Consider the following 19595-nt stretch of genomic DNA (forward strand, 5'->3'; position numbering starts at 1 on the left):
GCGGAGGCCTCGATGACCAAAACAATCCAATCTGAATCCGTCACGCTGCGGATGCCCGGCGATGTCCTGAGCGATATCGAAACTATTGCCAAGGCGACCGACCGCTCGCGCAGCTACATCATAGTCCGGGCATTGCGTTCCTACCTGATGAACGAAGGTGCCGACGTTTTGGGTGCCCTGCGCGGCAAACAGCAGATTGCGGATGGAGAATACGAAGACATCGATGATGTCATCGCCGAAATGGATCGGATCATAGCTGGTAAGGTGGCATGATCCCCATCCGGCTTTCCACGGACGCAGCAAACTACGTCCGACGGGAGGCCGAATATCTGCGGCAGCACAATCCCGCCGCCGCCCGCAATTTCTCGCTTGCAATCAGGAATGCCAGGCAGTTGCTGCAGCAGTTTCCTGAAGCCGGCAATCGTCATCACGGATTGCAGATCGTTGGCGGACGAACGCTTGTCGCGGGCGACTACCTTCTCGATTATCTCTACGAAGGCGGGATAATTGAGGTCATCTCTATCCGTCACGGTCGCATGTTGATGCAGACGCCTGATATGGAACTCGACAGTGGGCTTGATGACGACTGAACGACTTTCGCGCTGGCGCTCCAAGCCGCCATCCGCCCGCCATCTTCCTCTGAAATCGATCTCCTCACCGACGTCCGCATCAGGAGAGATGTCACGCATGCACCGGCCCTTCCTCTGGCTCGTCCCGGCACTGCTCGTCCTGTCCACAGCGGGCAGCGCCGCGGCCCAGTCCATCACCCATGTCCTCGTCAAAAAATCCGAGCGGCGTATGCAGATCATGGATGGTGATCAGGTGGTCAGAACCTATTCCATCGCGCTCGGCGGATCGCCGGTCGGTCACAAGGAAAAGGAAGGCGACGAGCGCACGCCGGAGGGGAATTACGTGCTCGACTGGCGCAATCCCGGCAGCGGGTATCACCGCTCCATCCATGTCTCTTATCCCAACGAGGCGGACAAGGCGCGGGCGGCCGCCGCTGGCGAGGATCCGGGCGGCATGATCATGATCCATGGCCAGCGCAATCATCTCGGCTGGTTTTCGCCGCTCACCCAGTGGTTCGATTGGACCAATGGCTGCATCGCCGTGTCCAATGCAGAGATGGACGAGATCTGGGATCTCGTCAAAAACGGCACGCCCATCGAGATAAGGCCGTGATAGGGTCTTTTCTGTCAAGGGGAGGCCGGAATGAGCGAGCAGGTCAGTGGTTCTGTTGTCAACGCGCAGGCGAAGGGCGCGCCGCGCGCCCCGTCCCGTGGCCGCACCATCTTCACCGCCAGCCTCGTCCTTGTCTGTCTCGCCATCCTGCTTTCGCTCGGCACATGGCAGGTGGAGCGCCTGCACTGGAAGGAGGGGCTGATCGCAAAGATCGCCGAGCGCCGGGATGCGCCGCCCGTGCCGCTTTCCGATATCGAGACGGCGCAGGCAAAGGGCGAGGATATCGAATTCCGCCGTGTCAGCGTCTCCGGCATTTTCGATCACGCCCACGAACGGCATTTTTTCGCCACCCATCAGGGCCAGACCGGCTTTTACGTCTACACGCCGATGACGCTCGATGATGGTCGCACGCTGTTCCTCAATCGCGGTTTCGTTCCCTATGAGATGAAGGAACCCGGAAAACGTGCCGAAGGGCAGATGGCGGGCGAGGTAACGCTCACCGGTTATGCCCGCGCAAAACTCGGCGCAAAACCATCCTCGCTGGTGCCGGACAACGACCTTCCCAAAAACATTTTTTACTGGAAGGACATCGCCGCGATGACGACGAGCGCCGGTCTCGATCCGGCCCGCGTGCTGCCCTTTTTTGTGGATGCCGATGCATCGGTGAAAAATCCGGGTGGTTTTCCGGTCGGTGGCGTCACCCAGTTCGATCTGCCCAACAATCACCTGCAATATGCGGTGACATGGTACGGGCTGGCGCTGGCGCTTGCCGGTGTCGTCGCGGCCATGTGGCTGAAGCGCCGCCGCGCATAGTCGGGATGGCTTGCGTTTTGCCAGTTCCGGCAAATTTTGTTTGGCGCATTTGGCGTGTCTCGCCTATATGAAGCGTCAAGAGGCCCTCTATCGCGGCGTGCCCTTTGTCGGCTCGCCCCTTCGTGTGGAACGGAATGAACATTCAGGTGACTGAACAGGCCGACGCTCGGCCAATCGATGCAAAGCCCGAGCTGACCATCCGGCTCTGCGGCCCGCGCGGCTTCTGCGCCGGTGTCGATCGCGCCATCCAGATCGTCGTTCTGGCGCTGAAAGCCTATGGCGCGCCGGTCTATGTCCGCCACGAGATCGTTCATAACCGTTATGTCGTCGAAGGTCTGGAAGCCAAGGGTGCCATTTTTGTCGAGGAACTGAACGAGATCCCGGCCGAACACCGCCAGCAGCCGGTGGTGTTTTCCGCGCATGGCGTGCCGAAATCGGTGCCGGAAGATGCGCAGTCGCGCAATCTCTTCTATCTCGATGCCACCTGCCCGCTGGTCTCGAAAGTTCACAAGCAGGCCATGCGCCATCAGCGTCTTGGCCGCCATGTCATCCTGATCGGCCATGCCGGCCACCCGGAAGTGATCGGCACGATGGGGCAATTGCCGGAAGGCACGGTCTCTCTGGTCGAAACCATCGCGGATGCCGACGTCTATGTCCCGGCCGACCCGGACAATCTCGGTTACGTGACCCAGACGACACTGTCGGTGGATGACACTGCCGGTGTGATTGCCCGCCTTCAGGAGCGGTTCCCGAACCTGACCGCGCCATCGGCAGACAGTATCTGTTATGCCACCACCAACCGTCAGGAAGCGGTCAAACAGGCGGCCGATGGCTGCGACCTGTTCATCACCGTCGGCGCGCCGAATTCCTCCAATTCCAAGCGGCTGGTCGAAGTGGCGCTGCGGGCCGGGGCCAAACGCTCCATGCTGGTTCAGCGCGCTTCCGAGCTGAACTGGGACGAGATCGGCACCATCCGCACGCTTGGCATTTCCGCCGGTGCATCGGCGCCGGAAGTCATCGTCGATGAAATCATCGAGGCTTTTCGCTCCCGGTTCGATGCGAAGGTGGAGCTGGCGATCACCACGGAAGAGACCGAAAACTTTCTCGTCAACCGCGAACTGCGCGAAGTGCCGCTGACGCAGGAAGACATGGCCTGGGTGAACGGCGAGCGACCGCTTTCGGTGTGAGGCCGAAACGATGCCTGACGGTCCTTCATCGACGTTTTCTGTTTGCCCGGATATCCAGGCATAAGGCTGGATATCTGGTGTTAAGGCTAGGTATCCGGGCAATGATTGAGGAAGATCGATCTTGGCCCGTTCCGAGCGAGAAAGCGCTATCCGCCGTCCATTGACCGCCATGCTGGGGGCATCCAATCTGCGGGTTCTGGCCCATGACGGCGGCGCACTGGCCCCGGAAAGATTGTGTCCGGTCGAGGTATGAAAATCGAGGTCGCATGTCTGCGGGAGGCTGCCCACCATAGCGTCTTTGCGCCAGAAGCGGTCGTGACTGCTGTCAGAAAACGCCTGTTCCAGATGGTGCAGAAGTCCGAAAAACACCTCTCACCTTCATCGGTATTTTCGCGACAGGCGATTTGAGCCCAAGGTTGCGACTGCTGCACAATTCATCAATCGCAGGGTCTCAGTGTTTTGATCAGAGCTCTTCCGGCGAGCCCATGTCGTGAACCCCTATCGTGATGGGGAGTGAACAATCTCCTTTGGCCTCTGACACGATTTTCCTGAGCCACGGAAAGACAATTCCAGAGATGTTCAGCGTGTCGAGCGGTTGCTCCAGGGCCACTTGACGCCCCCACTTCGGATCATCTTCCCATATGATGTATTGATCGAGTTCGTCCTGCGTTACGATAGGCCAGATGCGGCCTATTGTGTCGTTCAACGCCTTGATCTGCTCACAATCATCTGTCCACACATCGTCTTGTCCCTGGCTAAACAGCCTGAAAGAAAAGGCGGGATCATCGATAAAAACCTCGATGTGCAGCCCTTTGATGTTTGTGGGAAACTCAGTCTTCAGAAGCCTTGCGAAAGCGTCTCTGACGGAGAGATAAAAGCTGTTCATCCTGTCGGCGAGGAAAACCTGAAACCGTTCCAGCAGATCGCTGTCTTGTGTCGTGTCGTTTGACATGTTTTCCATTCTTCGTTCGCTAAAGCCGGATTTGAGCCACTCAATCGTGCCCCAATCGCTTTTCGTCAAGTGTCACCGTTGGCACACACGAACCACATCAAGCCAAACGAAGACAGCAGACATTGAAACGATCACTGAGAGCGGCAGCTTCGCGCCGATACCAGCCTTAACCCACCCATATTCCATCTCGCCCCGCCAAACCGCGTGTGGTTCTCTAACCCAATTCCTGTGCCTCTTTCCCGCTCGGGGCTGGCACTCGTCAGGCAGCCCCTGTATGCCTGTCAGCACACTTCGCGACCCACCCGCTGGCAGGCAGGAAAACACATTGGCCGTCTATACCGACATCACCGAAATCGACCTGAAGCAGTTCCTCGCCCAATATGACGTCGGCGAGCTGACCTCCTACAAGGGCATTGCCGAAGGTGTCGAAAACACCAATTTCCTGCTGCACACGACAAAGGATCCGCTGATCCTGACACTCTATGAAAAGCGCGTCGAAAAATCCGACCTACCGTTCTTTCTGGGGCTGATGCAGCATCTGGCCGATCGTGGCCTGACCTGCCCGCTGCCCCTGCCGCGCAATGACGGCGAACTGCTCGGCGAATTGTCGGCCCGCCCGGCCGCGCTGATTTCCTTCCTCGAAGGCATGTGGCTGCGCAAGCCGGAAGCCAAACATTGCCGCGAAGTCGGTGCGGCGCTCGCAAAAATGCACATTGCCGGCGAGGGTTTTGACATCAAGCGACCCAATGCGCTGTCGCTCGAAGGCTGGGTGTCGCTCTGGCAGAAGTCGGCGGAGCGCGCCGACGAGGTCGAAACCGGTCTGCAGGACGAGATTGCCGGCGAACTCGATTTCCTGTCCGCCAACTGGCCGAAAAATCTGCCTTCCGGTGTCATCCATGCCGATCTGTTTCAGGACAACGTGTTTTTCCTCGGCGATACGCTTTCGGGCCTGATCGATTTCTATTTCGCCTGCAACGACATGCTGGCCTATGACGTCTCGATCTGCCTCAACGCCTGGTGCTTTGAAAAGGACGGCGCTTACAATGTCACCAAGGGCAAGGCGCTTCTGGAAGGGTATCAGTCGGTGCGACCGCTGAGCGCAGATGAACTTGCCGTCCTGCCGATCCTTGCGCGCGGTTCGGCGCTGCGGTTTTTCCTCACCCGCCTTTACGACTGGCTGACGACGCCGGAAGGCGCGCTGGTGGTGAAAAAGGACCCGATCGAATATCTGCGCAAGCTGCGTTTTCATGCGAAGGTGGCAAGCGCGGCAGACTATGGCATTGCAGGAGAGCAGGCATGAAACAGGTCGAGATTTTTACCGACGGTGCCTGCTCGGGTAATCCCGGTCCCGGCGGCTGGGGCGCCATTCTTCGTTATGGCGAAACCACCAAGGAACTGAACGGCGGCGAGGCGGAAACCACCAACAATCGCATGGAGCTGCTGGCGGCGATTTCGGCTCTCGATGCGCTGAAAAGCGAATGCGAGGTCGATCTCTATACCGACAGCAAATACGTCATGGACGGCATATCGAAATGGATCTTTGGCTGGAAGAAAAACGGCTGGAAGACCGCCGACAAGAAGCCGGTAAAGAATGGTGAGCTGTGGCAGCGGCTCGATGTCGCCAACCAGCGCCACAAGGTGAAATGGCACTGGGTCAAGGGCCATGCCGGCCACCCGGAAAACGAACGCGCCGATGAACTGGCCCGTCTCGGCATGGCGCCGTTCAAGAAATCCAGTCCCGCCAAGCCGCTGCTCGGCCGCTCGCTTCTGGTGAAGTAACCGCACAAAAAAACATCGGCCCGGGGAATGCAGCCGGGCCGATGTTATGCGGGACGTTACGGTTTCGGCGTGTCGTCCCACCTCCTCCCGTATCCCGGCATTCAGATCCTCTTGCGCAAAACCATGCAGCGGCTTTGCGCATGTGGAATGTTTGCCTGCGCGCACCCCATCGATGCGCGCAGGCACCCGGCCTTCGCCGCTTCGGTCGGCCATTGCGACACCCCACGCCATCTGGCGCGCATAGGCGCTGCAACACCCTGAAGCCGGGCATCGTGCTTTCCGAAAACCGGGGCCGGTTTCCGGGTCGATGCGCTACGGCGTGATCGCCACCTTCAACACGCCATCGCGCTGATTGGCGAAGAGGTCATAGGCCTCCTCGATTTGATCGAGCTTGAAGCGGTGAGTGACGAGACCGGACAGGTCGACGCGGCCGGAAGAAATGACATCCTGCATGCGGCGCATGCGTTCCTTGCCGCCGGGGCAAAGGGTCGTGCGAATGGATTTGTCGCCAAGCCCGGCGGAAAAGGCATCGAGCGGAATGGTCAGGTCCGAGGAATAGACGCCGAGGCTGGAGAGAACGCCGCCGGGCCTCAAGACCCGCAAGGCCGCCTCGAACGTCGTCTGGGTGCCGAGCGCCTCGATCGCCACATCGACGCCGCGCCCGTCGGTAATGCGCATGATCGCATCCACCGGGTTTTCCGCCCGGTAATCCACCACCACATCGGCCCCCATGCGTTTGGCCATGTCCAGCCGCGCCGGAAACGTATCGACGGCGATGATTTTTGTCGCGCCCATCAGTTTTGCACCGGCCGTGGCACATAGGCCGATCGGCCCTTGCGCGAACACGACGACGCAGTCGCCGATCCTGACCTGCCCAGTTTCTGCACCGGAAAGACCTGTCGACATGATGTCCGGGCACATCAGCACCTGTTCGTCGGTGACGCCCTCATCGATCAGCGCGAGATTGGCCATGGCATCGGGCACGCACAGATATTCGGCCTGCGCGCCATCGATCGTGTTGCCGAAGCGCCAGCCGCCCATGGCCTTGAAACCGTGTTTCGTGCCCGCGCCATCCTGCGCGCCGCAGCCGCAGAGGCATGCCGTACTCCAGCCGGACGGTGTGATTGCGCCGGCAATCACACGCTGGCCTTCCGTGAGGCCCTTCACGCCGGAGCCGAGTTTTTCGATGATGCCGACCGGCTCGTGGCCGATGGTCAGGCCTTTGGCAACGGGATATTCGCCCTTGAGGATGTGGACATCGGTGCCGCAGATGGTCGTGGTGGTGATCTTGATCAGCGCATCGAGCGGGCCGATTTCGGGAATGGGCTTTTCATCAAGGACGATGCGCCCTTTTTCGACGAAAATCGCCGCCTTCATCTTCTGAGCCATGCCAGGTCCTCCCTCCTGTATGTCTTGTCGATGGCCCAGAGTGGACAGGCATGGAGATCGGCTCAAGGTTGCATTTTGTCGCAGGTGGGTGCGAAATTTCGCCTATAGGTGATAATCGTCAATTCTTTCGAGATGCAGAAAGGCCGGCGGGTTTCCCGGCCGGCCTTCTGGCTTTTGATCGCGCGTTTTTATCAGCGGTGATGGCGGAACGGGCGTCCGTGGCCGCGATAATAGCGCGGACCGTGGTGGCGATGGCGGCTGCCGATGGCCGCGCCGCCGATCACGCCGGCCGCAAGGCCCAGCACACCGAGCGCGATGGCGGCATCGGCGCCGGAATTGTCCTGCACGCGACCGACCAGTTGGTCACCCGGGGCAGGGCGTGCGCGCTGGCGCACCTGGGCGGGACGGGGTTTCGGCTGGGCGGCAAGCCAGCTCTGGTAAGGCTGTTCGGAATCGGTGCGCAACCGCGCCAGCTGGTCATAGGACAGGTAACCGGTGGTCGGCGCATCGACAAAACCCTGCCATTGCATGATCGCGCTGCGGCTTTTCGCACCCAATGCGCCATCGGCGCCACCGGTGGAAAAGCCGAGCGATGTCAGGCGGCCTTGCACCTCGCGACGAGTGGCCTTCTGGCCCAGAAGCACGGCCTCGCTTTCCGGCGTGCCGAGCTGGAAGGCGGGCACCGGCGGCGCGGCCATCTCGACCGGTGCGGATGTTTCCTCCACTGCCGGTGTTTCGCTGGCCGCCAGCTTGACGATGCGCGCCTTGGCAATGGCGGCGAATTTGCCGGCCGGATAGGCGGCGAGATAGCCGTTATATTCATCGACCGTATTGCCGCTGGAGGCCGCCTGCCACAGGGCGAATTCCTGCTCCCAGCCATCGTTGGCGGCAGGCGCTGCGGCAGGGGCGGCAACGGCTGCTGCCGTGGATGTAGCGGGAGCAACGAGAGGCGCCGCTTCAGCCGCGGCCGGTGTTGCCGGTGCCACGCTTGCAGCCGCCGGCGCCGGATTTTCAGCCGGCGTCTGCGCCGCCGTGACCGGTGCCGGAGCCGTGCTGTCGGTTGATGCCGGAGCCGGTGTTGCTGCCGGTGCCACCGGTGGTGTCTGTGCGAAAACCTGACCGGTGACCAGCGAGAAGCTGACCACGCTTGCCATCAGAAATTTTGCGCGATGTATCTTGCCCATAACCCTATACCCTTATGGATGATGATCGAAATGTCTGGAAAAAGGCGGCGCCTCCAGCCCGAAGGCGGCCGCAGAGGAAGGATGGCCGATCAGTCGCCGATCACGCCGTAATAACCATTGAGATCAAGGCCGCAGGCAGAAACCGGCAGGCCTTTCATGTAGACGCCGCTATCCGGCGTCTGACGCAATACGAGGTGAATGCCCTTGCGGATTTCGCCGTAAAGCCCTTCGGGGGCCGGCTGCAGCCGGCCTGAAACCACGCAGCGTTTTTTGGCATAATCCATGCGGTCGGCAACCACGATCGCCACCTGCGCCCGATCGGTAATCTCGATCGCGCATTGCACGCGGTCATCATTGGCGCAGCGGCCGGAATAATCGCCGGAAAGATCGCTTGCATGCGCCGCAGGGGCGCAAAAAAGAAGGGCAATGAGCCCGCTGAAACCATAACGCATTCAGATCGCTTTCGAATTTACGAAATCACCGATGCCCCGGTTTAGCCACAATCGCCTTAAAGGTGCCGTAATATACGCGGTAAACGCGCATTGAAGTGCTCTGGGTATATCTCCCCTCGCAGCAATATCATTCGGCACGATCCCTTACAGACGCGGGTTTTGCACCTATCTATCCTGCGCATGGTCGTTGGGAGAGTTACACATGATCCTGCATACAGTTCTCATCCGCTTCAAACCCTCGGTTTCCGCAGAGGATAAAAAGGCGATCTTCGACGCGATCGTTGCGCTGAAAGAAAAACTGTCCGGCATGACAGATGTCAAATACGGGCCGAATGTTTCGCCGGAAGGGCTCGGCGGCGGGTTTGCCGATGCGCTGGTGGTGACATTCGAAAATGCCGAGGCACGCGATGCCTATCTGGTCCATGCCGATCATGTCGTGGTCGGCGAAAAGATCGTGGCGTCGGCCGAGGGCGGTCTGGCGGGACTTTTGGTGTTCGATCTGGAGATATGAAAAAAGGGCGCTGCGAGCGCCCTTTGAATTGTCTTCAAAAGACCTGCCTTACAGCCGTTCCAGCATCGCCTGTGCGCTGGACACGGTGGCCTGGCCGGGGCTTTCCTCGATGTCGAGCGATTTGACCACGCCGTCTTCCACCAGCATCGAATAACGCTTGGAGCGCACCCCGAGCCCGCCGCCGGACAGATCGACGTCCAGACCCATCGCCTTGGTGAAGGCGGCGTCGAAATCGGCGAGGAAGTGGATCTTTCCAAACCCGCCCGACTGTTGCGCCCAGGCGCCCATCACATGCCAGTCGTTGACGGCAACGACGGCGATGTCATCGACGCCCTTGGCGACGAGTGCCTCGCGGTTTTCGAGGTAACCGGGCAGGTGGTTGAGCGTGCAGGTGGGCGTGAATGCGCCCGGCACGGCAAACAGCACGACGCGCTTGCCGGCAAACAGATCTTGGCTGTTGACCTCGACCGGGCCATCCGCCGTTTTTTCCTTGAAGGTCGCCTGCGGCAGCTTCTCGCCAATCGCAATCGTCATGCACGTCTCCTCATAATACCCCATGCCTGACAATCGTCAGGTGGGGCGACTATAGGGGGCGCATGGACCAAGGCAAGGGGGAGAGGCGCGCCAAAACAGGTATCGCCGTCAATCAAACGCCAGCGACGTTTCCATGGCGCGCGTGCCGGCGATCACCAGGATTTCCCAGTGCTTGCCCTTGATGTCGTATTTGACCGGCAGTTTTTCGATCGGCATCTCGACCAGATAACTGTCGCCTTCACGCGTGCCGGATTGCTCATCGAACAGGACGTAACCTTCCGGTCCCGTCACCAGAACCTGCGGCTTGGTGTTCGTGCCCTGCGGCAGGCGCAGTGCCAGTTTCAGCACCTTGTCGGCATTGGTCAGCGAATAATGGGTGACGGCGAAATCCATCGAGGGCGGATCAGGCAGGAAGGCGCCGGCCTTCTGCAGGATCATGAATTCCTCCGGCGGCGTCATCTCCTCCGGCTTCAGATGCAGCAGGAAATCCGCCTGGAAGGGAATGCAGATATCCCGGCACAGGCCGATGAAACTCGACAGTGTCAGCGGTTTCGGCTCTTTCGGGTCGTTGAGCGTCAGTTCGAAGGGCAGCGTCACCGGCTTGTCATAGCCGATATCGAGCAGCTTGCCGTCACCGACGCGTTTGGGCACAGGGTAGGAGAGTTCACCGATCGCAGCCGCGCCGCCGTCCGCCACCGACAGTTTCGGCGGGATGCCGGCCTCGCCCGGTTCGCGCCAATAGGTGATCCAGCCGGGTTTCGGCTCGATTTCAAGCCCGCCGCGCACGCGCCCGCTGGCATCCGGTGGCAGGGTGACGATGCGCATGCGCCCGCCCTCGTTCTGCGCCCACGGCGTCGTTTCGGCGGTGGCGGGAGATGGCAGACAGAGCGGCATGCCGAAACCAAGACCGCCAGCCACAAGGGCTGCGGCGACAAACCGGACACGATGACGGGTATCAGAATAGGGCAGGGTGATGCGCATGATGAGGCAAGTATTGCATCTTGGCGGTGCGGGCCAGTCAACATCTCAAAAACACAATCATTTTCGGTTGATTGACAGGAGAGACTGACCCATGTTGCTCTTGATGATCGCAAACTGACGCTGCCCGACGGCGAGCCCGGCCGGCAGCAGGCTGGAGGCACGATGGACTTCCCGACCCTTGGAGACAAACGTGAACGCGGCTTTCTTGATGGCCAGTTCCTGATTGCCATGCCGGGAATGGAGGATGGCAATTTTGCCCGTTCGGTCGTGTATATCTGCGCCCATTCCGCCGATGGCGCCATGGGTTTCATCATCAACCGGCCGCAGCAGATTTCCTTCGTCGATGTGCTTCTGCATCTGAAGATGCTGGACGAACACGACGCCATCCTTCTGCCGGAAAAGACGCGCGCCTTTCCGATCCTGTCCGGTGGGCCGGTGGAAACCGGCCGCGGTTTCGTGCTGCATTCGGACGATTTTACCGGCGACAGCAGCATTCCGATCAGTGACGATATTTCGCTCACGGCGACGCTCGATGTCGTCCGGGCCATCAGCGAGGATCGAGGTCCTTCGCGCGCCACCATGATGCTTGGTTATGCCGGCTGGGGCGCCGGCCAGCTGGAAGCGGAAATCGCCGGCAATGGCTGGCTCAATTGCCCGGCCACGGAAGAAATGATCTTCGACCATTGCTTGGAAGGCAAATACGAGCGCGCTCTCGCCACCATGGGCATCAGCGCTGCCATGCTATCCACCGATGCCGGGCATGCCTGATATTTTGCCGAAATTTTCTCCTGACGTTTTTGCAACGCGGAACAAAAGCCAAAACAGTTCGTTCTATTTGCAGACACGATGCAAAGAATAAAAGCATCGGCAACCAAGGAGAACTGCAATGGGAAGCACCGCTGACAAGATGGCCGGCAAGGGCAACGAAGTAGCCGGCAAGGTAAAACAGGCTGCCGGCAAGGCAACCGACAACAATTCTCTGCGCGCCAAGGGCGCCGCACAGGAATCCAGGGGCCATGCACAGCAGGCCAAGGGCAAGGCCAAGGAAGGCCTCAAGGATATTGTTGATCGCGCCTGATTGTGCAGGTCGCGCTAGCTCGCGCGACTGACGCGTATTGAGTTTCGAAAACCTGTTTCGGCATCCGTCGGGGCAGGTTTTCTGTATCCGCCTTTTTTCTCGCCTCCAGCTTCCGGAAACCTCCATGCGCCTATTCGACTGTGATCACTGCGGCCAGCCGATCCATTTCGACAATCGCAATTGCGTCAATTGCGGCCACCGTCTCGGTTTCGTGCCCGAACAACTGACCATGCATGCGCTCACGGAAGATACCGAGGAGGGCGGCTGGCAGCTGGCTTCCAACCCGCTGGAGCGCGTCATCTTCTGCGCCAATGCGGATAACGATATCTGCAACTGGACGGTGCCGGCCGGCAGTGGCGAGACATTTTGCCAGGCCTGTCGCCATAACCGTCTGGTGCCGGATGCATCGACGGACGAGGGGTTGCAGCAGTGGCGCCGCATCAGCCAGGCGCAGCGGCATCTGTTCTATTCCCTGCTGAAATGGGACCTGCCGCGCACCACCCGCGCGGAAGACCCCGAGGGCGGGCTTGTCTTCGATTTCCTCGTCGATGAGGTGCAGCCGGACGGCACGGTGGTGGCGCCGCTGACCGGCCACGAGGACGGGCTGATCGCCATCCGCGCCGCCGAAGCCGACGACGCCACCCGCGAAAAGATCAGGGTGGAGATGGACGAACCCTACCGCACCATGCTCGGCCATTTTCGTCATGAAGTTGGCCATTACATGTGGGACAAGCTGGTGCGCGACCGCGACCGGCTCGACCCGTTCCGCCTCGCTTTCGGCGACGAGCGGCAGGATTATTCAGAGGCGCTGAAACGGAACTACGAACAAGGCCCGCCGCCGAACTGGCAGGAGGATTTCATCAGCACCTATGCCAGCTCCCATCCGTGGGAGGATTTTGCCGAAAGTTTCGCCCATTACCTGCATATCGTCGACACGCTGGAAACGGCGCGTAGTTTCGGCATGGTGGTGGAACCGCGCGGGCACGAGGAAATGGCGGCGGAAGTGTCTTTCAACCCCTATTTTGCGCATGATGCCGAACAACTTGTCTCGGCCTGGATCCCCTTCAGCGTGGCGCTGAATGCCATGCACCGCTCACTGGGCGTGCCAGATCTCTATCCGTTCATTCTGGGCCCGACCGTGGTGGCGAAACTGGAGTTCATTCACGGGCTGGTGCATCAGAAGCATTGAGGGGAAACGCCCGGTCTTTCGGATGAAACGACCCGGTTTGCAGGAAGCGGATCACCGCTGCCTGCACTTTCGGGTTCTGCGGCATGAATGTGTGGGTGACCGGCAGGATCAGATGCTCTTTCATCCCGGCAAGCCGCGTGCTTTCAACAGACACCTTGCCGTCATTCGGCCGCCTTATGATCAGCGAGCTGATCGGATCGATCGACCGTGTGCCCGCGATGACGCCGAGTTCGAAATCGGCAACATCGGCGAAGGCGGGTTCTGACAGCTTGCCGGTGATCAACTCCTGCCCGGCTGGTCCGTAAAACCAGCGATAGGCGGCATGACGCGCCAGAAAATCCGCAACCTCGCTGCCGTGATTGGGCGTGCCGAGCATGACGACGCGGCCCAGCGTCTTCGGCCGATGTCGTTGCAGCAAGGCGCGGGTGACGAGGCCACCCATGGAATGCGCGACAATGTGCAGGGGGCGGTCCGTTTCGATAAAATCCGCTGCTTTTTCCGCCACGAAATCGGCAAGTACGGAAATGGGCGCGCGCGTGGACGGATAAGCGACATTGAGAACGTCATATCCCTCTTGCACCAGTGATCTTTCCAGACTGCGCATATGCCGGTTGGTGCGGGCAATACCATGCAGAAGCAAGACGCGTTCTGGCCTCTGCGCCTCGGCTTTTCTGCTCACGTCAGCCATAAAAACCCTTTTTTGTAAATGCCGAACGATATGCCGGATATGCCCCGTGGGCGCCGGTGGTGCTGGAGAGATAGAAAGAGGATGGCTGCTTTGCAATCGGGTGTTTTACGGTAAATCCCACAATTGTCCCGAGCCGGTGAGGCCGTTATCTTTCGCGTGTTTCGGAGCGCAGTGCCGGGACGGTTGGAACCATCGATGCCGCCGATATGCTTGCCCAAAATGGGCTGCGAGATGTCAGACCTGTTTTTTGCAAGCCGAGGATGTTTAGGTGCTACGTGCGGATGATTGCCTTGTAACGGTCGCAACCGGTTATGGTTTTGCCGAAACCGCGGTGACGGTCTCGTTTCTCGAAGGCCACGGCATTCCGGCCGTCGCGTTGCCGTTTCAACTGGCGTCCGTATCCTGGGACATGACGGTTGCGCTGGGCGGCATGGAAATCCGTGTGCCCGCAAGACTGGCGGATGTGGCGTGTTATCTGCTGGCCGAGGACGCGCAGCCGGTGACGCCGGATCCGGGCGGCTCTGCATGGACACGCTGGGCCCGACGGATCGCGCTCGCCCTGATCTGCCTGCTCACCCAGGTGCCGCCGCCGCCACGCGGGATCTATTTTGTCGGGCGGGCCGAGGTGGCGAAACTGGAGTTTATTCACGGACTGGTGCATCAGCGGTGAGGGGGCTTACGCCCCCGAAAATGTCACCGTCACGCCGCGCTTGCGAAAATAGGCCTGCATCAGCTTGCGTCCGGCGGCGCTGAACACGCCTCAGAGTTTCCCTGTCGGCGGGGATTGACCGACGTCGATGGGGAAGCCGCAATGGCAAACGATGCTTTGCACTTTGTTCAATTGATCTCGATCCCGCGCTGCTCGAGTGTTTCAAGTATCTCCCTAGTGTCATCGTTGACGCGCAACCGCTTAACTGTCTTGAGCGATGGCATGTCGAGCAGTGCTTCGAGGTTTTGCGTCGGAACGTAGATATGTATCCACTCGAGCTTGGGCAGCGACGCCAGCGTGCGCAGATCGAAATTGTCGATCATCGAGGTCACGGCAATGCCCTTGAGATTGACGCAGTGATGAAGGTCCGAGGTGTCGCGGATATCGAATGCGCCTTCTTCTCCGCCCCAGAAGTACCACGCATAAGGATAGATCTCTTCGCCGCCGTCGAACTGAACCCAGTCGACGGACGCAAGCTGCTCGTCGCTCAGCGGATAACGAACGAGATAATCCAGCGCCTGTGGTATCAGCTCATAACCATCCTGTTCCAGATCAACCGGTCGTGCCAGAACATGACTGGCCAGTTGCTCCGGGGTGCCGAGATCAAGCATCTTGGAACGCAGAAGTGCCGCCATGACCGCCAGCTTCAGGTTCGGATCGGAAAATGGCGCACCGGGAGCGCCGCTTGCGGCGGGGTAGGGTGGAGCTGTCTGCGCCTCGTATTCCGCCTTCGGGTTAGAGATCGCGATATCGTAAACAGTGTCATAGGTGATGAGCGCGGTCAGTTCGCCTTCCGCCAACTGCATCTTACCGAAACGCGTGTTCTTGCGGAGGTTGCTTTCTTCGCCAATCTTCATGTCCGGGACGATTGTGGGAAGATCGGCAAGTTTGATACCCATCGGAACCCCGGCGATGGTCTGCTCGAAACGAGAATTAAAGTCGATACGACCGATAAGCCCGTTGCGATCTATGCGCACAATGACGCCGTAGGTGTTTTCCAGATCATCGATCAAGCCTCCCTTATGCGGGGCGGGGGCGCGCCAGGTTGAACCCATGGCCTTCTCGACTGCCGACACCGGCATGCCGGGTCGCAATGCCGCCAGTGCCGCCAGATCGACAGGATTGGTGGACGCCGCCATGGCTCGATCTCCTATGCCTATGATGAAAGCCAGGGAGGCCGTGCCGAAGAGAAAATCTCGTTTTTGCATGATCCGCTCCTTTCGGTGCCCGGCCGCGTCAGAGGTTCAGACTTCAAGGCGCAAAGATGCAAGAGGGAACGCAAAATTCAATGTGTGGCCGGTTCGCTTTTGATGATGGATAGGGTCCCGCTTTCTGGCGGCGGCCCGCTCCCCAAAAAAACTCACGCCCGTTTCGTCAACGGAAACCGTTCCTTCAGCAACCTCTGCACCGACGCCGCGTCCATCGGCGGGCCGAACAGATAGCTCTGGCCAAAGTGGCAGCCCATCTTGATCAGATCGGCAGCGTCTTCGTCAGTCTCCACGCCTTCTGCCACCACCACCATTTCCAGCGAGCGCGCCATGGCGATCACGGAACGCAGAAGCAGCGCCCGCTTGTCGGAGGCCCCGGCCACCAGCGCCTTGTCGAGCTTGATCGTGTCGAACGGGAATTGCGTGAGATAGGCAAGCGAGGAATGGCCGGTGCCGAAATCGTCGAGCGCGAGGCTCAAGCCCGTTTCCTTGAGCTTGTTCAGAACGAGGCGGGCCTGTTCCGGGTTCTCCATCATCACGGATTCGGTCAGTTCCAGCTTGAACCGGCTCGGTTCACAATGGGTGCGCGCCAGAATGGAGCGGACGTCGTTGCACAGGTCGTTGTTGATCAGCTGCGCGCTCGACAGGTTGACCGACATGAAGATCGGCAGCGCGCCGGTCTGGGTTTCCCAGTCCTTCAGGTCGTTGGCGGAGCGGTCGAGCGCGAACAGGCCGAGCGGCCCGATCAGGTCCGACATTTCGGCGATCGGAATGAATTCGCTCGGCGGAATGGTGCCGCGCTTGGGGTGTTCCCAGCGCATCAGCGACTCGAAACCGGCAATCTCGCCATTGTCCAGCCGGATGATCGGCTGGTAGGCCATGGTCAGTTCCTTGCGGTCCAAGGCACGGCGCAGATCGGTTTCCAGAAGCAGACGGTCGGTGCCTGTCGAGCGGAAGGCCGGGCGGAAAGGTTCCACACGGTTGCCGCCGGCGCGTTTGGCCCGGTACATGGCAAGTTCGGCGTCGCTGAGCAGCCCTTGCGCGTTTTCCTGCTGGTCCACCCATGACGCAAGCCCGATCGAGGCCGTCAGAATGATTTCGCGATGCGCAAAATTGATCGGCACCATGATCGCCTTCGACACGGCATCGGCAAAATCCGCCACCTTGGCCGGATCGCGTTCCGAGACGAGGATCAGGCCGAATTCGTCGCCGGAGAGGCGCGCAAGCGTATCCTGCGGTTTCAAAAGGCGGCGCAGGCGGCGGGTGAGCGCGATGAGGATGTTGTCGCCCGCGGCGATGCCCAAACTGTCGTTCACCTGCTTGTAGCGGTCGATGTCGATCGACAGCACGGTCGGGCGCACGCCATCGCTGGCGGCGGCGATGGTGAGAACCGATTGCAGGCGGTCGAGAAACACCTGGCGGTTCGGCAGGCCGGTCAGGTTGTCGTGCATGGCGTCCTGCAGCAGACGCTCCACCGAGTTTTTCTGTTCGGTCACATCGACCACGGTGCCGACGCAGCGGATAATTTCGCCGTTGGAGCCGAGAACAGGCCGGGCGCGAATTTGCAGCCAATGAAAATGGCCGTCTTCGGCGCGAATGCGGAATTCGTGGTTCAGGCGGCCGCGGCGGTGTTCCAGAAGAACATCCAGCGTCGCCTTGAAACGGTCGCGGTCATCCGGGTGCAGGCGCGGGATCCAGTTGCGCACCGGTCCGTGCATGGAGCCGGAAGAGAGGCCGAGCTGGGTGGAGATATCCGGCGTGGTGATGACACGGTCACGCGCCACATCCCAGTCCCAGACGGTATCGCCGGAACCGGTCAGCGCCAGAGACTGGCGCTCCAGATCGGAAAACAGGCCCTGCTGATAGGCACCGCCGGCAAAGGCGTGCTGCATGACGGTGAAGCCGATCAGAAGAACGATGAGCACGAGGCCACCGCCCAGCGCCGGCTGGATGATGTCGTTGTCGAGGCGTCCGGTGACAGTCAGCCAGCCGCCGAACAGCCAGACGAGCAGAATGGCCCATGTCGGCACGAGCAGAATGGCGCGGTCGAAACGGTTGAGGCCGAGATAGACGATCAACAGGATGCCGGCCGTGCCGGTCAGCGCGAAGGACAGGCGGGCAATGCCGGAGGCGATCGACGGGTCATAGATGGCGACGCCGAAGAGCAGGCCGAGGCCGATGATCCAAGCGAATGTCGCGTAACCCAGATGCACGTGCCAGCGGTTGAGGTTCAGATAGGTGAACAGGAAAATGACCAGCGAGGAGGCGAGCGCCACTTCCGCGCCGGCGCGCCATATGCGCTGGTCGCTCGATGTCACCGATATAAGTTTTTCCAGAAAGCCGAAGTCGATGCAGACATAGGCCAATACCGCCCATGCAAGGGCGGCCGCCGCCGGCAGCATGGAAGTGCCTTTGACCACGAAGAGGATGGTCAGGAACACGGCCAGCAGGCCGGCAATGCCGAGCACGATGCCCTTATAGAGCGTGAATGAGTTGATGGAATCCTTGTAGGCATCCGGCTGCCAGAGATAGATCTGCGGCAGTTGCGGCGTCGAAAGTTCGGCGACGAAGGTGATGACGGCGCCGGGATTGAGCGTGATGCGAAACACGTCGGCATCGGGGCTGGCGATCCGGTCGAGCGCAAACCCTTCGGATGGCGTGATCGAGATGATGCGCTGCGAACCGAGGTCGGGCCAGAACAGCTGCGATTTCGCCAGACGAAAATGCGGTGCGACGATGACGCGCTCCAGCTGTTCGTCGGTGACGTTGGCGAGCGCAAACACCGCCCAGTCGCCCTGATGGGTGGGGGAGGAGGCGCGCACTTCGATACGGCGGCGAATGCCATCGGTGCCGGCGGCGGTGGAAACCTGAAAGGCCTCGCCCTGGTTGGCATAGATGTCGGTGGTCGGCGTCAGGTCGAGGGCGGTATCATCCCGCGACAGTTTGACGGGTTCGGCGGCAAAAACGGACGTCGCTATGAACGCGGTCAAGATCATGACCAGTGCTGCGGCAAGGCGCTGCATGGTGGATATGGAGGCAGTCTGGGTCATGATGCGTCGGTCTTCCCGAACTCTGTGATCGCGAACTCGGTTTTGGCAAATTCCGCCGGCTCGGCCAGTCGCGAAAACATCAGGTGGTCGCGCCACTCGCCGTTTATCTTCAGGTATTTTCTCAACAGACCTTCCCGTTCGAAACCGGCCTTCTCGAGAAGACGCACGCTTTTCCAGTTCTCCGGAATACAGGCTGCCTCGATACGGTGCAACTGAAGTCCGTTGTGGATGTAGGGTACTGCGAGCTTGAGTGCGGCGAACATATGGCCATTGCCGGCATATTTTTCGCCCATCCAGTAACCGATCATGCAGCTTTGCGCCGCGCCCCGGCGGATCAGCCCGATCGTCAGGCCCCCAATCAACGCCATATCCTCGCGCCGGAACAGGAAAAACGGCACTGCAATGCCGGACGAGAATTCCTGTGTATTGCGCTGTACCCGCAGTTTGAAAGCGCTTTCTGTCAGTTCGTCGGCCCGCCATGTCGGCTCCCACGGCTGCAGAAAGGCGCGGCTTTCATCGCGTGCGGCGTGCCATTTGCGGTAATCGTTGAAGCGCGGCAGGCGCAGGAGATGATGGTCGCCGTAAAGCTCCGGCGTTTCCGGCTGTCGTGACAGGAAACGAAAGACCGATCTCGTCATCTTATGCACGCTCCGTCCGGTCGGATAGGAGACATCGGCGGGAAGACGGTGGCCGGAGCAAGGATCATGCG

General features: G+C 60.2%; 23 protein-coding genes. 13 read left to right on the plus strand and 10 right to left on the minus strand.

The window, feature by feature from the left end:
• Positions 1-12 precede the first annotated feature (12 nt).
• From ACRQ1B_RS22735 to ACRQ1B_RS22760, 6 genes are all read left to right on the plus strand, one after another.
• Complete coding sequence (locus ACRQ1B_RS22735) at positions 13-273, plus strand: CopG family ribbon-helix-helix protein (RefSeq protein ID WP_432296381.1); 261 nt, start codon at positions 13-15, stop codon at positions 271-273.
• Positions 270-590, plus strand: a complete 321-nt coding sequence (locus ACRQ1B_RS22740; protein ID WP_432296382.1) for a type II toxin-antitoxin system RelE/ParE family toxin — start codon at positions 270-272, stop codon at positions 588-590. The genes ACRQ1B_RS22735 and ACRQ1B_RS22740 overlap by 4 nt, the downstream gene beginning before the upstream one ends.
• A 97-nt stretch (positions 591-687) precedes the next feature.
• Entirely contained in the window at positions 688-1182 is a 495-nt protein-coding gene (locus tag ACRQ1B_RS22745; RefSeq protein WP_432296384.1) for a L,D-transpeptidase family protein, read from the plus strand.
• 30 nt (positions 1183-1212) lie between these two features.
• Positions 1213-1995 carry an SURF1 family protein gene (locus ACRQ1B_RS22750; RefSeq protein WP_432296385.1) on the plus strand — a complete coding sequence of 261 codons (783 nt, stop codon included), beginning with the start codon at positions 1213-1215 and terminating at the stop codon, positions 1993-1995.
• A 134-nt stretch (positions 1996-2129) separates the two neighbouring features.
• Positions 2130-3182: a 4-hydroxy-3-methylbut-2-enyl diphosphate reductase gene (gene ispH / locus ACRQ1B_RS22755; RefSeq protein ID WP_432296386.1), complete on the plus strand. Its 1053-nt coding sequence runs from the start codon at positions 2130-2132 to the stop codon at positions 3180-3182.
• A gap of 121 nt (positions 3183-3303) precedes the next feature.
• The gene (locus ACRQ1B_RS22760) at positions 3304-3435 is read left to right on the plus strand and encodes a hypothetical protein (protein ID WP_432296387.1); all 132 of its coding nucleotides are present in this window, start codon (positions 3304-3306) and stop codon (positions 3433-3435) included.
• Positions 3436-3645: 210 nt separating this feature from the next.
• Here ACRQ1B_RS22760 and ACRQ1B_RS22765 read toward each other — a convergent pair whose 3' ends face one another.
• On the minus strand, positions 3646-4203 hold the full coding sequence (locus ACRQ1B_RS22765) for a hypothetical protein (RefSeq protein WP_432296388.1): 558 nt from the start codon (positions 4201-4203) through the stop codon (positions 3646-3648).
• Positions 4204-4459: 256 nt separating this feature from the next.
• Here ACRQ1B_RS22765 and ACRQ1B_RS22770 point away from each other — a divergent pair, with 256 nt between their 5' ends.
• Together ACRQ1B_RS22770 and rnhA are read left to right on the plus strand one after the other, a co-directional pair.
• Positions 4460-5434: a homoserine kinase gene (locus tag ACRQ1B_RS22770; RefSeq protein WP_432296389.1), complete on the plus strand. Its 975-nt coding sequence runs from the start codon at positions 4460-4462 to the stop codon at positions 5432-5434.
• Positions 5431-5913, plus strand: coding sequence for a ribonuclease HI (rnhA, locus tag ACRQ1B_RS22775; protein ID WP_432296390.1), 483 nt, complete (start codon positions 5431-5433; stop codon positions 5911-5913). Before ACRQ1B_RS22770 ends, rnhA begins: the two co-directional genes overlap by 4 nt.
• 312 nt (positions 5914-6225) lie before the next feature.
• Here rnhA and ACRQ1B_RS22780 read toward each other — a convergent pair whose 3' ends face one another.
• The 3 genes from ACRQ1B_RS22780 to ACRQ1B_RS22790 form a co-directional block, all read right to left on the minus strand.
• Complete coding sequence (locus ACRQ1B_RS22780; RefSeq protein WP_432296391.1) at positions 6226-7302, minus strand: NAD(P)-dependent alcohol dehydrogenase; 1077 nt, start codon at positions 7300-7302, stop codon at positions 6226-6228.
• 191 nt (positions 7303-7493) lie between these two features.
• Positions 7494-8486, minus strand: a complete 993-nt coding sequence (locus ACRQ1B_RS22785) for a peptidoglycan-binding domain-containing protein (protein WP_432296392.1) — start codon at positions 8484-8486, stop codon at positions 7494-7496.
• Between the two features lie 89 nt (positions 8487-8575).
• Positions 8576-8938, minus strand: a complete 363-nt coding sequence (locus ACRQ1B_RS22790; protein WP_432296393.1) for a hypothetical protein — start codon at positions 8936-8938, stop codon at positions 8576-8578.
• Positions 8939-9140: 202 nt separating this feature from the next.
• On the opposite strand from ACRQ1B_RS22790, the gene ACRQ1B_RS22795 reads away from it, so the two are divergent.
• Positions 9141-9449: a Dabb family protein gene (locus ACRQ1B_RS22795; protein WP_432296394.1), complete on the plus strand. Its 309-nt coding sequence runs from the start codon at positions 9141-9143 to the stop codon at positions 9447-9449.
• 48 nt (positions 9450-9497) lie between these two features.
• Here ACRQ1B_RS22795 and ACRQ1B_RS22800 read toward each other — a convergent pair whose 3' ends face one another.
• Together ACRQ1B_RS22800 and ACRQ1B_RS22805 are read right to left on the minus strand one after the other, a co-directional pair.
• A complete protein-coding gene (locus ACRQ1B_RS22800; RefSeq protein ID WP_432296395.1) occupies positions 9498-9983 on the minus strand; it encodes a peroxiredoxin in 486 nt (161 codons plus the stop codon).
• 108 nt (positions 9984-10091) lie between these two features.
• Complete coding sequence (locus tag ACRQ1B_RS22805) at positions 10092-10964, minus strand: protein-disulfide reductase DsbD domain-containing protein (RefSeq protein WP_432296396.1); 873 nt, start codon at positions 10962-10964, stop codon at positions 10092-10094.
• 162 nt (positions 10965-11126) lie between these two features.
• Between ACRQ1B_RS22805 and ACRQ1B_RS22810 the strand changes: the two genes are divergently transcribed.
• The 3 genes from ACRQ1B_RS22810 to ACRQ1B_RS22820 all read left to right on the plus strand — a co-directional run bounded on the left by ACRQ1B_RS22810 (position 11127) and on the right by ACRQ1B_RS22820 (position 13231).
• On the plus strand, positions 11127-11732 hold the full coding sequence (locus ACRQ1B_RS22810) for a YqgE/AlgH family protein (protein ID WP_432296397.1): 606 nt from the start codon (positions 11127-11129) through the stop codon (positions 11730-11732).
• A 118-nt stretch (positions 11733-11850) separates the two neighbouring features.
• Entirely contained in the window at positions 11851-12042 is a 192-nt protein-coding gene (locus ACRQ1B_RS22815; protein ID WP_432296398.1) for a CsbD family protein, read from the plus strand.
• 124 nt (positions 12043-12166) lie between these two features.
• A complete protein-coding gene (locus ACRQ1B_RS22820; RefSeq protein ID WP_432296399.1) occupies positions 12167-13231 on the plus strand; it encodes a zinc-binding metallopeptidase family protein in 1065 nt (354 codons plus the stop codon).
• Here the strand turns inward: ACRQ1B_RS22820 and ACRQ1B_RS22825 are convergent.
• Complete coding sequence (locus ACRQ1B_RS22825; RefSeq protein WP_432296400.1) at positions 13200-13919, minus strand: alpha/beta fold hydrolase; 720 nt, start codon at positions 13917-13919, stop codon at positions 13200-13202. The two genes, ACRQ1B_RS22820 and ACRQ1B_RS22825, sit on opposite strands and share 32 nt — an antisense overlap.
• Positions 13920-14187: 268 nt before the next feature.
• Between ACRQ1B_RS22825 and ACRQ1B_RS22830 the strand changes: the two genes are divergently transcribed.
• Positions 14188-14589 (plus strand): hypothetical protein, encoded by a 402-nt coding sequence (locus tag ACRQ1B_RS22830; protein WP_432296401.1) that lies wholly within the window; start codon positions 14188-14190, stop codon positions 14587-14589.
• Between the two features lie 167 nt (positions 14590-14756).
• Here the strand turns inward: ACRQ1B_RS22830 and ACRQ1B_RS22835 are convergent, their stop codons facing one another.
• The 3 genes from ACRQ1B_RS22835 to ACRQ1B_RS22845 form a co-directional block, all read right to left on the minus strand.
• Positions 14757-15767 (minus strand): DUF7256 domain-containing protein, encoded by a 1011-nt coding sequence (locus ACRQ1B_RS22835; protein WP_432296402.1) that lies wholly within the window; start codon positions 15765-15767, stop codon positions 14757-14759.
• Positions 15768-15988: 221 nt separating this feature from the next.
• The gene (locus ACRQ1B_RS22840; protein WP_432296556.1) at positions 15989-18832 is read right to left on the minus strand and encodes an EAL domain-containing protein; all 2844 of its coding nucleotides are present in this window, start codon (positions 18830-18832) and stop codon (positions 15989-15991) included.
• A gap of 50 nt (positions 18833-18882) precedes the next feature.
• Positions 18883-19524, minus strand: a complete 642-nt coding sequence (locus ACRQ1B_RS22845) for a GNAT family N-acetyltransferase (protein WP_432296403.1) — start codon at positions 19522-19524, stop codon at positions 18883-18885.
• Positions 19525-19595 lie beyond the last annotated feature (71 nt).

The sequence above is a fragment of the Endobacterium panacihumi genome (assembly GCF_050847465.1).
GTDB classification, from domain to species: domain Bacteria; phylum Pseudomonadota; class Alphaproteobacteria; order Rhizobiales; family Rhizobiaceae; genus Neorhizobium; species Neorhizobium panacihumi.